At 47.9% G+C, this 15,254-nt stretch carries 11 protein-coding genes; 6 read left to right on the forward strand and 5 right to left on the reverse strand.

Annotated features, from left to right (window positions below):
* The first annotated feature begins 703 nt into the window (after window positions 1–703).
* Window positions 704–1,189 (forward strand): hypothetical protein, encoded by a 486-nt coding sequence (locus CMR00_11910; GenBank protein PIO47154.1) that lies wholly within the window; start codon window positions 704–706, stop codon window positions 1,187–1,189.
* Between the two features lie 94 nt (window positions 1,190–1,283).
* Here CMR00_11910 and CMR00_11915 read toward each other — a convergent pair whose 3' ends face one another.
* Together CMR00_11915 and CMR00_11920 are read right to left on the reverse strand one after the other, a co-directional pair.
* Window positions 1,284–1,973 (reverse strand): hypothetical protein, encoded by a 690-nt coding sequence (locus CMR00_11915; GenBank protein PIO47144.1) that lies wholly within the window; start codon window positions 1,971–1,973, stop codon window positions 1,284–1,286.
* Window positions 1,974–2,107: 134 nt separating this feature from the next.
* Window positions 2,108–3,082, reverse strand: a complete 975-nt coding sequence (locus CMR00_11920; GenBank protein PIO47145.1) for a methylmalonyl Co-A mutase-associated GTPase MeaB — start codon at window positions 3,080–3,082, stop codon at window positions 2,108–2,110.
* 104 nt (window positions 3,083–3,186) lie between these two features.
* Here CMR00_11920 and CMR00_11925 point away from each other — a divergent pair, with 104 nt between their 5' ends.
* The 5 genes from CMR00_11925 to CMR00_11945 all read left to right on the forward strand — a co-directional run bounded on the left by CMR00_11925 (window position 3,187) and on the right by CMR00_11945 (window position 9,875).
* Window positions 3,187–3,750 carry a hypothetical protein gene (locus CMR00_11925; GenBank protein PIO47146.1) on the forward strand — a complete coding sequence of 188 codons (564 nt, stop codon included), beginning with the start codon at window positions 3,187–3,189 and terminating at the stop codon, window positions 3,748–3,750.
* Window positions 3,751–3,804: 54 nt separating this feature from the next.
* The gene (locus tag CMR00_11930) at window positions 3,805–4,875 is read left to right on the forward strand and encodes a hypothetical protein (GenBank protein PIO47147.1); all 1,071 of its coding nucleotides are present in this window, start codon (window positions 3,805–3,807) and stop codon (window positions 4,873–4,875) included.
* Window positions 4,876–5,029: 154 nt separating this feature from the next.
* A complete protein-coding gene (locus CMR00_11935) occupies window positions 5,030–6,811 on the forward strand; it encodes an aspartate--tRNA ligase (GenBank protein PIO47148.1) in 1,782 nt (593 codons plus the stop codon).
* Window positions 6,812–6,894: 83 nt separating this feature from the next.
* Window positions 6,895–8,406, forward strand: a complete 1,512-nt coding sequence (locus CMR00_11940) for a Fe-S-binding domain-containing protein (protein PIO47149.1) — start codon at window positions 6,895–6,897, stop codon at window positions 8,404–8,406.
* A 38-nt stretch (window positions 8,407–8,444) separates the two neighbouring features.
* Entirely contained in the window at window positions 8,445–9,875 is a 1,431-nt protein-coding gene (locus tag CMR00_11945; GenBank protein ID PIO47150.1) for an NADH-quinone oxidoreductase subunit N, read from the forward strand.
* 13 nt (window positions 9,876–9,888) lie between these two features.
* Here CMR00_11945 and CMR00_11950 read toward each other — a convergent pair whose 3' ends face one another.
* The 3 genes from CMR00_11950 to CMR00_11960 all read right to left on the reverse strand — a co-directional run bounded on the left by CMR00_11950 (window position 9,889) and on the right by CMR00_11960 (window position 15,250).
* Window positions 9,889–10,509 carry a hypothetical protein gene (locus CMR00_11950; protein PIO47151.1) on the reverse strand — a complete coding sequence of 207 codons (621 nt, stop codon included), beginning with the start codon at window positions 10,507–10,509 and terminating at the stop codon, window positions 9,889–9,891.
* Between the two features lie 100 nt (window positions 10,510–10,609).
* A complete protein-coding gene (locus CMR00_11955; protein ID PIO47152.1) occupies window positions 10,610–12,385 on the reverse strand; it encodes a hypothetical protein in 1,776 nt (591 codons plus the stop codon).
* A 27-nt stretch (window positions 12,386–12,412) separates the two neighbouring features.
* Window positions 12,413–15,250 (reverse strand): hypothetical protein, encoded by a 2,838-nt coding sequence (locus tag CMR00_11960; protein PIO47153.1) that lies wholly within the window; start codon window positions 15,248–15,250, stop codon window positions 12,413–12,415.
* Between the last annotated feature and the right edge of the window lie 4 nt (window positions 15,251–15,254).

The raw sequence follows: 15,254 nt of genomic DNA on the forward strand, positions 1-15,254 counted from the left end.
GGGTGCAGATATCACGGTCGTTAGCACTTTGCAACTTAATGACCATGCGATTGATCTGAATGGTGGGAGTATTACAATGAATGCTACTGGGCTTGTATATCCGGGCACGGGGTCACCTTCTCCTTCCGATGTCGGCAGAGTATATGGTGGAAATTTTATTCACAATGTCAGCACGGTGGTAGCCGATAAAGTTTTTCCGCTTGGAACTCCTACGAGCCGGCGCTATGCGATTGTCAGTTACACGAATGCGCCGTCCTCTTCTGGGACGCTCACTGGCTTTTCAACCGAGGGCAATGCTCCTTCTGAAGATTTTTCTTTTGTTTCTCCTATTGGTGTTACTGCACCGTTTTATTGGACGCTCAACGAGGGTGCTGGTCTCGGTGGCGGATTTTACACGCTCACTTTGGTTGCCGATAATGTGTCTGGGGTGTTGAACCCTTCCGCGCTTCGCATTGTCAAGCGCAGCACTAGCAGTAGTCCATGGATATTTAATGGTACACTTGCTTCAGTGAATTTCTCGGGCGGTACGGTTAGTATTATTTACACGGGCATGAGTGGTTTTTCGGAGTTTAGTATTGGCAGCGATCCGAGCGACAATCCGTTGCCTGTGGAGCTTACGAGTTTTCGTGGCACGCCGACGGCGCAAGGGGTGTCTTTGAGTTGGAGCACAGCATCTGAGCGAAACAATGCAGGCTTTATTTTGATGCGCGATGATGTGGCGATTGCGTCGTATCAGTTTTCACCAGCTTTGCGTGGCAAGGGCACGACAAGTTCGGCTTCAACTTATGCTTTTCTTGATGCTAATGTGGAGATGGGCAAGACTTACACTTATCGCCTGCGCTCTGTAGATTTTGACGGCACGATTCATGACTATGCGCCGCGTGTTGTGGTAGAAGTACGTGAGCTGATTACGCCACCCGTGTTTGAGTACAACTTAGAGCAAAACTATCCTAATCCGTTCAACCCGACGACGAACATCAAGTATTCGATTCGCTCAGCAGGGCTTGTTTCGCTCAAAGTCTATGATCTCTTAGGTCGTGAGGTTGCTACGCTGGTCAATCAAGTGCAGCAGCCGGGCGAGTATCAAGTCACCTTCAACGCTAGCAACCTTACAGCCAGCGGGATGTATATTTATCGCTTGCAATCTGGCAACTTTACACGCACCATGAAGATGATGCTGGTCAAGTAAGGTCTTGCACAGCTTGAAAATCAAGAGGCGTCTTGCTCAGGACGCCTTTTTTGTTTGTCGGCTTAGAGGTTTAGACTTGTGCGAGATGCAGCGTTTAGGTATTTCTGAACATCACGGCACTTTTTTTAGGGGTGTCGACGACACGGCTACCGAGGCGCAGGCTCAAGACGAACTGACCTTCTTCTTCGTTTAAAGACGAGATGCCGATGATGTCTGTAATACCATGCTCCATGAGCAAGGCGGTCACTCGATTTTGTTTAAGCACGTCGGTCAAATTGAAGCGCAGTGAGGCTGGGCGCACTTCGCCGCCACACATGCGGAAGGCGGGTAGAAAGTCGACATGCTCGACACTTTTTGCGATAGCTTGCAAGACTTTTTTTTCACCGCGCTTGGTATTGAGATAGGCTTGCCAGAGTTTATTTGGGAGACTTTGCCAGACATTTCCTGAAATGATAGAGAGTTTGCCAGCGCGCTCAACGACGGCGTAGTGATATTCGGAATTGATAATGAGTTCAGAGATATGCAGTGGCAAGACACAAAAGAGCGACGGTCCAAACGGCTGCACGTGGAAGAATTTGAGTTCAAACCACTTGTCGTGAATGACAAGATGCGGTTTTTGAATTGGGCTATCGCGCTTTGTAATGGCTTCGAGGAAAAGGTTGCAGACTTTTTCTGGGATGACCACATCGGCTTGTGCTGAGATATGCTTTGCCACGGCTCTTGCGGCGGCGCCTGCAGTTGAAAGTGCCGATGCAATGCCTTTTATCCAAGTTCCTAACCCCATCGCACCCTCCTTACTTCAAAATTGGTGGCGTATAGAATTCTGAATAAAACTAAGTTTTACCGCATTTTTTTCGGCATGCGCTGCCTATGCTATACAGTCGATTTGGTCGAAATTCATAGCAAAGTGGCACAAGGTTATGGATTTTGCAAATGATTCTGATTGCGCAACAAGTCCTCTGCGATACGGTAAGGCGAGTCGTGCTGTGCCAGTCGTTGGTGCAGTTCTTCTATGCGCGCTTCTGTCCAGAAGGCGTGGCGCCATTTTTCTTCGACGATGCGGCGTACAAAATTTTGCTGTCGCTGCCTGCGTTTTTGCGCCAGCTGTGCGTTTTTTTCCAGAAACGCGCGATGTGCCTTGATTGCTTCATAGAGCTCCGTGATGCCTTTGCCCATTGTGGCGACCGTCTTGACCACTTTTGGCAGCCACGACTCTGCCGAGTGTGGGCGCAATTCTAAACTTGCTGAAAGCGCTTGTACTGCTTTATCTGCATCTTGATGGTCGGCTTTGTTCATCACGAAGATATCGCCGATTTCCATAAGCCCGGCTTTCATGGCTTGAATAGCGTCGCCAGATTCAGGCACGAGTGCCACGACGGTTGTATCGGCGGCACTTACGACATCGAGCTCGGATTGTCCGACACCCACGGTTTCAAAAATGATGAAGTTGTAGCCAGCGGCATCGAGCACGTCGGCAACTTCCGTGGCTTTTCGTGCCAGTCCGCCCAGACTGCCACGTGTTGCCATAGAGCGAATAAAGACGCCTTCATCGAGCATCACTTCACTCATTCGCACTCTATCGCCCAGCAGTGCCCCACCGGTGAAGGGGCTAGTTGGATCGACGGCAATTACAGCGACTTTTTCACCGCTGAGACGCAACTGGCGCGTGAGTTTGTTTGTCAGGGTGCTTTTGCCAGCGCCGGGCGGTCCTGTGATGCCAATGCGGTAGGCTCTACCAACCTTCGCATAGAGCTCGGAGAGAATGGATTCTGCGGCAGGTTCGCTATTTTCCACGCGCGTCAGCATGCGCGCAAGTGCGCGCTTGTCGCCTTGCAAAATTCTCTCGGTGAGCGTTTTCTCGGTTAAGGGCAGAGATGACAAAGCGTCGCTCATTCAAGCCATAGCTGAGTTTGAAATTTTAATGAATTACAAAGATACCGTTTTAGCAATTTTTAAGCGATGGATTTTACAACAAACTTTCACGGTATTGATTTTCAATGACCACAACTCGCACTTTGTCTGCCGCACTCACATGGCGATATAGCCTCATCATTGGCACTGTTGCCTTTCTTTTCTTTGTGCCTTTTCTCGGTGCCGTCCATCTTTTTGATTGGGACGAAATCAACTTTGCTGAATCTGCACGCGAGATGCTTGTTACTGGCAACTATGCACGCGTGCAAATCAACTTTGAACCTTTTTGGGAAAAACCGCCGCTTTTTATTTGGCTGCAAGCGCTCTCCATGCATGTTTTCGGTGTAAGTGAATTTGCTGCGCGTTTGCCTAATGCTCTTTGCGGCATCATCACGCTGCTGCTGCTGTTCCGTATAGGCACACAGCTTTACGATGAACGATTCGGTCTTTTTTGGTCGCTCAGTTACTTCGGCTCATTCTTGCCACATTTTTATTTCAAGACTGCTATCATTGACCCTGTATTCAATCTTTTCATCTTTCTTGGTGTGTATTGTTTTTTTGCGCCTCACAGCTGTCTGCTGATACCCGTCTCTCGGCACGAGTCCAATTTATTCTGCTCTCTGGCGCCTGTATCGGGCTTGGCATCATGACAAAGGGTCCTGTTGCCCTGCTTGTATCTGCACTTTCAGGCGTCATCTACACGCTTGTTCTTTTTTTATCGCCGGCGGCGCTGGGTCTTGACACTCTGCGATGGCATCTTCTTTGGTGTGGTGGCGTTGCTGGTCTCCGCGCTGTGGTATGGTGTGGAGACACTGCGCAATGGCTGGTGGTTTCTCGACTCCTTTATCCGTTATCAAATCGGTCTTTTCCGCGAACCTGTAGCTGGACATGGTCAGCCGTTCTACTACCATGTTGTGGTCTTGCTGTTCGGTGTCTTTCCTGCTTCTTTCATTGCCTTAGGGGCATTGCGTCGTTCCTCTTCGTTTGCTGACAGTGAGGTACAGTCCGCATTTGCCCTGCTTATGGCAATTGTGTTTGGTGTTGTGCTTACGATCTTTTCCATCTCGACAACGAAAATCGCCCACTACTCCTCGCTCTGCTATTTTCCGATTACTTTCTTTGCTGCGCGCGAAATTCATCGAATTCTTTTAGGTGCAGCATCTTGGGGCAAACTGGCACGTTTAGCTTGCGCTGGGTTTGGGGCACTGGTGGCACTTTTGCTCACGCTCTTTCCTCTTGCACTGATTTATGTAGAGCGCATTTTACCTTTTGTGAAAGATGAGCTCATCAGAGCCGTGCTGCAATCGCCTGTTGAATGGCGTAGCTACGAATGGCTTATTGGGGCATTTTATTTTCTTTTTGTAGTGCTAAGCACGGTCTTGCTTTGGCAAAAGAAGTTTGAGCTTGGGTTTGGCATGCTGTTTTTTTCCACAGGACTGACATTGCATCTTTTTACACTTTTCATTGCGCCCAAAGTGGAAGCCTACATCCAAGCCGAACCAATTGCTTTTTACAAATCCCTTCAAGATGAAGATTGCTATATCGTTACGGGCTACAAAAGTTATGCGCCTTATTTTTATGCGCGCTTTCGTCCGCAGCAATGCCCTAGCAATCTTGACCATGAGTGGCTTGCAACGGGTCCTATCACAAAGCCCGCGTATTTTGTAGCCAAACTTGACGGTGCAGCTTGGTATGAACAATTTCCCGAACTGAAGGTCATCAAACGCAGCGGCGGCTATGTCTTCTTCAAACGCGATGTGCCGCATGTACCCTAAGCGAGCCTCAAAGGCGATGACGGTTCAATGGCTTAGTGGAAGTGTAGAGTGTTTGCTGCGTTTGCACCGCTTTACATGCACGCATACTTTGCTATGTCGGATTGCGTCAGATTGGCTATATTTATGTTTCTATCTTTTTTAGCGCTTATCTAAAATGACTTATCGCACACACTTTTGCGGCATGCTTCGCCGCGAGCATATCTCAGAGGAAGTCAAACTTGCTGGCTGGATTCACCGCAAACGCGATCATGGTGGACTGATTTTCGTGGATTTACGCGATCACACGGGCATCTGTCAGCTTGTCTTCGAGCCCGATTATGCCGAGATTTTTCATCAGATTGAACATCTGCGTGTGGAGTCTGTGATTACGGTGCAAGGTAAGGTCGTGCCGCGTGCAGAAGACACCATCAACGAGCATTTGCCCACAGGTGAAATTGAGTTACGCGTCAGTGCGCTGACGGTTGAAAATGCTGCTGCGCCTATGCCCTTTCCTATTGCTGACGAGGTTCCGACGTCGGAAGACTTGCGCCTCAAATACCGCTTTCTTGACTTAAGGCATAAGCATCTGCACGAGAATATTCTTTATCGCTCAAAGATGATTTTTGAGATTCGCAAATATCTCGTGGGCTTAGGCTTCAATGAAATTCAGACACCGATTCTCACCTGCAGCTCCCCTGAAGGCGCACGCGATTATCTTGTACCGAGCCGATTGCATCCGGGCAAGTTTTATGCGCTGCCACAGGCTCCGCAGCAGTTCAAACAACTTTTGATGGTCGCGGGATTCGACAAATACTTTCAAATTGCGCCTTGCTTTCGCGATGAAGATGCGCGCGCTGATCGCAGCCCCGGTGAGTTCTATCAGCTCGATATGGAAATGTCTTTCATCACGCAAGATGAACTCTTCGAAGTGCTCGAAGGGCTTTTCGACCACCTTACCAAGACGCTCTCGCACAAGCGTATCATGCAACTGCCCTTTCCGCGCATTAAGTACCTTGATGCCATGAACCGCTACGGCTCTGACAAGCCCGACCTTAGAAACCCCCTCGTCATTGAAGATGTTACGGATATCTTTGTTGGCTCATCGTTCAAAGTCTTCGCACAGAACACCAGCAAAGGCAAGTGCATCAAAGCGCTCGTGCTCAAAGGCAAAGCCAATGAACCGCGTCTATTCTACGATAAAGCTGAAGACTACGCCAAAACCGAGCTTGGCTTACCCGGGCTGGCTTACATTCGCTATCGCGAGAATGAAGTGCAAAGTCCAATTTACAAATTTCTCTCTGAGACTGAAAAAGCACGCTTGGTTGAACGCTTGCAGCTTGAAACAGGCGATGTAGTTTTCTTTGCCGCCGGCGCATGGGAAAAGACTTGCAAAGCCATGGGCGCTATTCGAAATTACTTTGGCAAGAATTATCCGCTCGACAAAGATTTGCTTGCCTATTGCTGGATTGTGGACTTTCCCATGTTCGAATACAACGAGGAGCAAAAGAAAATTGACTTCTCACATAATCCCTTCTCGATGCCACAAGGTGGCTTAGAGGCCCTGCTGACAAAAGATCCGCTTGAAGTGATTGCCTATCAATACGATATTGTTTGCAACGGCATTGAGCTTTCTAGTGGGGCAATTCGCAATCATAAGCCAGAGATTATGTACAAAGCCTTCGAGATTGCTGGATACACGAAAGAAGAAGTCGACGAAAAGTTTGGTCATATGATTCGCGCCTTTGAGCATGGTGCACCGCCACACGGCGGTATTGCGCCCGGCATTGATCGAATCGTGATGCTCTACCGTGATGAACATAATATCCGCGAAGTGATTGCCTTCCCCATGAACCAAAAAGCCCAAGACTTGATGACCGGCGCACCTTCACCTGTCTCAGAAAAACAGCTCCGTGAATTGCACATCAAACTCGACTTACCAAAGAACGACGCAGAGTAGTCGCCGCTGCTCAACTCTTTGCAATTTTTTCGTATCTTGATATGCTTTTGTAACTGAGCGCGTCCTCAAAAAGCCAAAGCAGTATGATTCTTACCATCACGATTTTCTTACCCTTCCTTGCTTCGTTTTTGCTTTTTGCCTTTGCTCGTGCTGAGAGATTCGCAAAATTGTATGCTGTGCTCGTTACCCTTGTTACTTTCGGGCTAGGACTCTTTCTTGCTTTGAACTTCAATGCAGAGGCTGGGTTTCAATTTCAGCATGTGGCACTCGAGCAGTGGCTCGGCAGTTCTGCCGACATCAAATACAGTGTTGCACTCGATGGTCTTTCTCTTGCACTCTTTGTGTTTGCAACTTTCATGTTCATGCTGGGTGCTCTGGCATCGTGGTCAGTAGAAAAATCAGTGTGCGAATACTTTTTCTTTCTCTTGATGCTGGAGACCTGCATTCTTGGCATTTTTGCTGCCACCGACCTTTTTCTTTACTACATTTTTTGGGAAGCGATGCTCATTCCAATGTACTTCCTGATTGGGATGTGGGGCGGAGCGCGTCGCGCAGAAGCGGCTACAAAGTTTGTGCTCTACATGCTCACTGCCTCTCTCGTGATGCTTGTTGGAGTTATCTATGTTGGATACATGGGTCGCGAAGTCAATGGTGGAATTTTTACGACCGACTACCAGAAATTGCTTGCTTTGCGTTTGCCCTTCGATGTTGAGCAAATTCTCTTTTGGATCTTTGGCTTGAGTTTCTTTGTTAAGTCGCCGCTTTTTCCGCTGCACACTTGGGCGGCAGATGTGTATTCGGAATCGCCAACGGGCGCAGTGCTCACAGGGGTCTTGCTCAAAATGGCACCTTATGCGCTGGTGCGGTTCAACCTCATGCTTTTTCCTGAAGCCTCTTTGTCCTATGCGCCCTTGATTGGTGTGCTGGCTGTGATTACGGTGCTCTATGGCGCATCAGTTGCCGCTGCACAGCGTCAGATGAAGCGCCTTCTAGCATTTTCGTCCGTTAGCCACTTAGGCTTTTTGATTCTGGGCATTTTTGCTTTCAGTGAAGAATCGCTGCAAGGCGTGATTTTGTACATGCTCGGCAGTGGTCTTAGCACAGGATTGCTTTTCCTTATTGTCGCTAAACTTGAGCAGGACTACGGCTCGAAAGATATGCACGACTACGGCGGCTTGAAGAAGACTATGCCACTGGCTGCTTCCGCATTTCTTGTCGCTGCCATGGCTTCTGTTGGCTTACCTGGCTTGTCAGGATTTGTTGGTGAGTTTTTGATTCTCATCGGGGCATTTAAGTCGCAGGCATTAGGCACAGGTCTGTATGCTTCACTTTCAGCCATTGGCGTCATTCTTGCTGTTGTCTACATGCTGCCTCTCACACAGCGCCTTTTCTTTGGAGAGATGCGTCAAGCGCTGAGCCAACTGCGAGACTTCAACCTGCGTGAAGCAGTAATTGCCACAACGATGATTCTTGCGATGCTTTGGCTTGGACTGATGCCAAACAGTGTGCTCAAGTTTTCCGCGTCTTCATCGCGTGCAACCATTGAGCATCTCAAAGCCATGCCCAAACAAGCCGAGCGCACACAAAGATTTTAAGGCAATTAGTTCTTCTATCACTCAACGCGCTTTTGTCAATGCTACACGATTTCTTGCTTTCTCTGCCCATTCTTACCACCACACTTTGGGTAGTGCTGCTCATTGTCATTGAGGCGCTGCTTCAACGGCATATCATCACAAAGTATCTTTCGCTTGTTGGTTTTGCAGTTGTCGCTGCCTCCACAGTTTATGTGTTTAGTGAGCAAGGGTTTGCATTCAGCGAAATGGTTCGCGCCAGCACGATTTCACATTTTGCAAATTTTGTGTTTCTGCTCTCGGGCGCTATCGTTACACTCATTTCAGACCGTTACCTTGAAGAGGAGCGCATTTGGTTCGGCGAGTATTATGTAATGATGTTCATTTCCATTTTAGGGATGATGCTGATGGCAAGTGCAGCGAATATGGCTGTACTTTTTATTGGACTAGAGACAATGTCGATTGCCCTTTACATTTTAGCAGGGTTAATGCGGCGTGACAGACGCTCCAACGAAGCAGCAATGAAATATTTTCTGCTCGGCTCGTTTGCCTCTGGATTTTTTCTCTACGGTATTGCGCTCATTTACGGTGCAACAGGAGAACTTGCTTTGCATCGAATCACAGAAGTCTTGCAACTGCGGGGTACTTCCCCACTGTTCTGGATAGGACTATCACTTTTGATGATTGGACTTTTCTTCAAGATCTCTGCAGTGCCTTTTCATCAATGGACACCAGATGTCTATCAAGGTGCGCCAACGCCAGCAGCTGCGTTTATGTCCACAGGAGCAAAAGCTGCGGCATTTGCTGCTATTATTAGTGTTGCTAGCAACTTTGCTGCACAGTTACAAGGCAATTTGAATTGGTCATCAGCTGTTGCCATCATCGCCGTTGCATCTATGATTGTGGGCAATGTCGCTGCGCTTGTACAAGAGGAACTCAAGCGCATGCTTGCGTATTCTTCAATTGCGCATGCAGGGTATATGCTGGTCGGCATTGCTGCTGGCGGTGCAGAAGGCTTTAGCGCGGTTATTTACTACACGCTGGTCTATACGCTCATGAATATCGGCGCATTCAGTGTCGTAGCCTTGCTTGAAGCTGAAGGCTTAGGCACATCGTATAGCGACTACGCGGGCGTCTTCAAAAAGTCGCCCTTACTGGCAGGCGTTATGGCAATTTTCATGCTTAGTTTAGCAGGTTTGCCACCACTGGCTGGATTTATTGGAAAGTATAAGGTCTTTGCGGCTGCAATTAGTGCCGGCATGACATGGCTTGCACTCATTGGTGTGCTAGCCAGTGCAATCTCGGCGTATTACTACCTTCGCGTGATGGTCTCCATGTTCATGCGTGAGCCTGACCAGCCCCTGAACTTGCGCACATCAGGCTCTGCGCTAACTCTCGCACTTGTGGCGCTTGCAATTGTGCTTTTAGGGATTTTCCCCACCGAGATTTTGAAACTTACCAGCAAAGCTATCGAGCTTGGCTTTGCGCCCTAACAACTTCGCATTATTAGTCTCTATCCCGATAGCTCATCAGTTTATAGCGTCCATTCATTTCTACAAACGACCCCAGCTCCTTCATCTCGCGCTGTCGCCCTAATGAATCAGCTACCGTGACACGCGTTTGTGTATGCACAACGAAGGTTTGGTAATAGTCCTGCCCTTTGAGAAAACGATGTGAGACATAGGCGAATTTTTTTCCGCCATATTTTTCGAGTGCGAGTCGCAATCCTTTCTCAGCGTTTTGCAATAAGTTCTGCCACGCAAAATCAGGTGAGATATTCATGATTGGTAGACTTGCAGGGAACTCGGGCCAGAGCCAATTGCGAAACTCATATTCATTAATCATCAAATTTTTCAGTGTCGTTGTGTCTTTTTTTGCCAATGCTTCAAGCACCATATCAATGAGTTCTTCTGGTGTTCGTGCACTGTAAGCAAGTTGTCGCTGCTTGACGCTATCGGGCAGCGGCTCGGGATAGGGATAGGGCTTAGGCAGTTGTGGCATATCGTGTGAAATTGGCAACCGCTTTGGATCAATAGTATCGGCTTGGCTCTCGTTTTTTTCTGCTCTTTGACAGGCTAACACAAGCCCGCTGAGAATAAAAATCCAGACAAGAAAACGGCTCTTCATGCTATTTTTTTTTCGTGAAAATTAAAAAAGCGCAGCCGTTATTCAGCTGCGCTTTGAAATTTGCAATATCAGAATGGCAGATATTGTACGCCATTGCGTTTTACTTCACCAAGGTCATTTTCTTGGTTTCTACAAATGAACCGGCTTGCAAACGATATAGATATGTTCCGCTAGCAAGATTTGATGCATCATAGGTCAGCTGATAGACCCCAGCAGCACGACGCTCACCATTGATTAGCGTAGCAACTTCGCGACCTGTTACATCATAGATTTTCAGTGTAACCACCTGTGACGTTGGCAAGCTGAAGCGAATGTTCGTTGTCGGGTTGAATGGGTTAGGATAGTTTTGCGACAACTCAAAGTTTGTGGGACGAGCTTCTAGCGCGCGCTCTTCAATGACGCGTGAAGTCAGATTGAAGGTTGTTGAATTTGTCGACCAGACAGTCCAGCCAGCTGTCCAGTTGTTGGTTGCATCAAATGCGCCAATAAAGTTGACAAGATCAAAGAAGTTTTGTCTATCACCGGGGAAGCGTGTAAAGTTGACGGGTGCGGCTGCACCTGTTAGGGCTGGTGAACCAGCTTGTGGCCGCAGGTCAATGGGCTGACCATTGATTGGATTGGCTGTACCATTGAGAATCGCACTTGTTAAGCCGACCAATTGAGGATTCACTGTTCGGATATTCCATCCACTTGCTTTAGCATAAAATCCAGCAGTGTCATAGGCTACAGGTGAGCCGCCACGGAAGGCGCCCCACACTATAAGCGAGTCGACTTTTGTGGTGCTACCTCTCAAGGGCAGTAATCCTCGGTTGAACATAATAGAGTTGCGCACAAAGAGTGAGTCACGATCGAAATTTGTGCGAGAGGCAGAACCGTCAACTACGAAGCCAAAGCCGCCGAAGTTTGCTACGATATGATTCCAGAAACGTCCTTGGGCATTGCGACGCACATAGATTCCATCGTTGTTGTCATCGGCTGCACGCGCCACACCTGCGCCGATGAGGGTCGCGTTGTATACTGTTGGACTTGTCAAGACCCCCAGTGTGGAGCGGGCATTTGATCCTGCATTATCGTTATCGATTTCATAACCACGGTTAGCCAGAGTACGATCTTCGACACCTACTAGGAACTGGAGGCGACCGCAGTAGGAGTTATCCATGTCGAACATATCGTCGTCGACGCCTGTGGCAACCAGATATTTGCCATCTACTGTTCCGCCGAACCACTCAAAGCCATCGTCAGCGATATAGTGCGCTTGAAGATATTCACACACAGTGCCAGCACCTGTGCTGTTAAAGGTCCATCCATTGATCTCATTGTCGGGTGTAATTTTTGTTCCTCCAAACTCTACTCGAACATAGCGGAAGACCCCGCTGGTGTCACCTGGGCTATTTCCACCGTGAACACCTGAGTTACCTTCACCGACGAGGATTCCGCCTGGGCCGTTGTTTGGTGCCAAGCCATTGAGCACGATTCCGCCACCATCACCTCTTCGCTTCTGACCGTTTGGACGCTCAGAGGTAAAAATGATCGGCTGCTGTGCTGTACCGTCAGCAATAATTCTGCCACTACGGCGCGGTGAGCCCGGCGCGGCTGTGCTGCCATCACGACCGCGTTCTGTCAGCAGTGAACCTTTCGATTCAAAGTCAGAAAGGAGAATCGTGCCCGGCTGGATGGTCAGTGTTACGCCAGCGGGAACGGTTGTGAATCCCACAATCAAGTAGACAGTATCTCTGAACAGTGTTCTATCCCCTGAGATGTTACCACCGATCGTAACAATAGGACGATTGATGTTTGGGATCTGTCCCAATCCATTACTGAAAGAGATAGATACGACCAGCGCAGTAAAAACTATATGCTTTATTGCTTTCTGCATGTCTGTTACGTTTAGGTTAAAGAAAATTTAGGGACTGTATGATAAGGTTAGAGAAATAGCTTGACCCGTTCGGTAGCGTTCAGCTTCCTTTTTACCTACCGTGAAGAGAAAACGATCGTCAAGGATATTGCGAAGGTTGAGTTTGAGAGAGAAGTTTTTGAAGAGGCGCTGAGCTATCGAAAGATCGAGCTGGTTACGTGCTTCTTCGTAGGTATCTTGGTTCTGATCGCCGATGCCTGCACCTGCCCCTTGGCGTACGCCTACTTCACTGATGCGACGCCCGACAATGTTGTAGAGCAAAATTGCTGAAAAGCCAATCTCAGAGTTTTCATACGCTAGGTTTGCATTGACAATAAAAGGTGATTGCCCTTGCATCGGACGCGTAGGGTTCGTGTAGTCATCACGGGAAATATCCAATTCAGAGCCACGCGCACCAGCAGCACCTGCCGGGAAGAAGACTTTCGTATCTTCAATTTCAATTTGGGAATTAATGAATGCAACATTGAGGCTGAAAGTGAAGTTCTTCAGTGGCTCATAAAGCCAATCCAAGCGCTTACGAATTTCAAATTCCGCACCAAAGTTGGTCGCTTTGCGCGAGTTAATCACCGTTAAGGCAAGCGAAGACCCTACGATGCGTGCCAGACGCACACGTTCAATTGGCTTATCGAGCACTTTGTAGAAAGCACTTATTGCAAATAATTCTGCAACTCTCGGATACCACTCAAAGCGAAAGTCATAATTCTGAATTTGTGTCTGTTGCAGAAATGGGTTACCGAAGGTGCTTGTACGGTAGTCATCGAATCGGAAGGGTGCAAATTCTCGAAGCTCAGGCTGTGCAATCGTTTGACTGAATGCTAACCGGAAATTGATTGCCTCAATCGGAGAGTAAATCAAATTTAGTGATGGCAAGATATTGAGTCGATCAAATCCCGCTGTCACAGGCACGGCTGCTGCGCCCAACCCATCCACAGAGTTCAAGTCTAATTTATTTTGTTCGAGGCGCACGCCGCCAATAAAACGCAGTGTCGAGAAAATTGGCAGTTCAGTCATCACATAACCTGCTGAAACCACTTCACTTGCAGAATAAGTGTCGACACCTAGTGTCGCTTCTTGCAGTTGCAACAGTCCCCTTTCCACATTTTCAGCCGTAAAAAGCTCGTCTGGCTGTTTGCCTTGTACACCCAGTGCTCCAGCTAATCCGAGTTGATAGGTAAAGCGGCGAGCAGAAAAATTTCTGCGTTTTGTGTTATATGCGCCACCGAACTTAATCTTAGACTTTAAGTTATCCCACTGCAAGAAAGGAACGGTGAAATCTAACTTGCCTTCCCAGGCTTCATCGCTCAGATCAGAGAAAAATCGCAAGTTTCGTCCTGCACTGTTGTCAAAGTTGTATATGGTGGTTACCGCATCCCTGATGTAGGCAGTTTCACGATTATCGGGCTCTAAACGTGTAGCTTTTGAATATGCACCTAACCATTCAATTTCGGTACGCGCTAGCCAGTTTAGAAAGTGTGTACCAGTAATTTGTGTTGAGAAAAGTGAACGCTCTACATAACGCAAGCGAGAGGATCGAACCGAGTCATTTGAGAGTGCTTTCACGCCAAACGCCAGCAGCGTTTCATCCTCCATAACGCGGTTGTAGAGATTTTTGAAGCCAAACTTGTTATTTTCATCGACACGTAAGCTCATATTGAAAATCCCACCCCAGTTGACATTGAACAGTGAATTCTGTTCATCAAATGCAAATTGCGGTACATCTTCCTCAGCACTTGGAAAGAAGATTGCCTTGCGTCGGTAGGTGACATCGTTGCTATAGTTCAAACTCAAAATATAGCCGATTGGCAGTTCACCAAGGTTGAATTGGTCAGCAAATGTCATAACATAGTTCTGATTCGGGGCAAACGCTCGGTCAGTTGGGAAAAACACCCCGCTGCTGAGCAGACGTGCTCCTTCAATTTCTTGAGCTGGCGTTACAATGCGTGATGGAAAATTGTCTGGCAAGCGGCGTGTCCCGTCATCAATGCCGAGGAAGTCAAGCCGACCGCCACTATACTTGGGGATTTCGCGAAAATGAGCGTTAGGGTTGAACCCCGCACCAGCACTTAACACTAGTGTAAATTCATCTGGAAATTCCTTCGTTCGAATTTTTACCGTTCCACCCGCAAACGTACCAGGCTGATCGGGCAGAAAAGTCTTGATGGTAACGATATTTTCAATCACATTAGCTGGAATGATATCAAAGGGCACAATGCGTTTCTCGGGCTCTGGGCTTGGCAGGTTCGCCCCATTGATTTGCGTGTTGTTATAGCGCTCACCTAAGCCGCGCACAAACACAAACTTTCCGCCTACTAACGACACACCTGTAATACGCTTTGCCGCTTCACCTGCATCGCTGTCTGGTGTTTTCTTAATAAACTCTGCACTAATTGCATCAGACACAGCATTCGATTTTCGCTGTTGCGTCAGCAACGCCGCATCGGTCGCATTGCTAATAGATGCCTCAACTACAATTTCTTCAGTTACCGACGCTTCAACTTTCAACTGTATATCTTGCCGATTAGTTTGCCCAGCTTTTACTTCTACATTTTTTACTAGCGTCTGATAGCCCACATAGGAGACACGAATGTCATACTTACCCGGCGGTAAGAAAAAAGAATACTCTCCATCTACATTTGTTACCGCACCGAGATTCAGACCGACAACCGTCACACTGGCACCGATTAGCTCTTCACCAGTGTCTTTGTCAGTTACTTTCCCGACCAGCCTTACTTTTTCCTGACCTAAACCAACTTGCAAGCCAATGACTGTAATAAAAAATAGGATGAGTGCGAAAGCATTGTTAGCAATTCTAAAGTGCATGCGCATATAA

This window comes from [Chlorobium] sp. 445 (assembly GCA_002763895.1).
GTDB lineage: Bacteria > Bacteroidota > Chlorobiia > Chlorobiales > Thermochlorobacteraceae > Thermochlorobacter.

Bases quoted from the DNA above. Each gene is read 5' to 3' on its own strand.
- CMR00_11910 (PIO47154.1), top strand. From the start codon at position 704: ATGCGCGATGATGTGGCGATTGCGTCGTATCAGTTTTCACCAGCTTTG.
- CMR00_11915 (PIO47144.1), bottom strand. From the start codon at position 1,973: ATGGGGTTAGGAACTTGGATAAAAGGCATTGCATCGGCACTTTCAACT.
- CMR00_11920 (PIO47145.1), bottom strand. From the start codon at position 3,082: ATGAGCGACGCTTTGTCATCTCTGCCCTTAACCGAGAAAACGCTCACC.
- CMR00_11925 (PIO47146.1), top strand. From the start codon at position 3,187: ATGACCACAACTCGCACTTTGTCTGCCGCACTCACATGGCGATATAGC.
- CMR00_11935 (PIO47148.1), top strand. From the start codon at position 5,030: ATGACTTATCGCACACACTTTTGCGGCATGCTTCGCCGCGAGCATATC.
- CMR00_11940 (PIO47149.1), top strand. From the start codon at position 6,895: ATGATTCTTACCATCACGATTTTCTTACCCTTCCTTGCTTCGTTTTTG.
- CMR00_11945 (PIO47150.1), top strand. From the start codon at position 8,445: ATGCTACACGATTTCTTGCTTTCTCTGCCCATTCTTACCACCACACTT.
- CMR00_11950 (PIO47151.1), bottom strand. From the start codon at position 10,509: ATGAAGAGCCGTTTTCTTGTCTGGATTTTTATTCTCAGCGGGCTTGTG.
- CMR00_11955 (PIO47152.1), bottom strand. From the start codon at position 12,385: ATGCAGAAAGCAATAAAGCATATAGTTTTTACTGCGCTGGTCGTATCT.
- CMR00_11960 (PIO47153.1), bottom strand. From the start codon at position 15,250: ATGCGCATGCACTTTAGAATTGCTAACAATGCTTTCGCACTCATCCTA.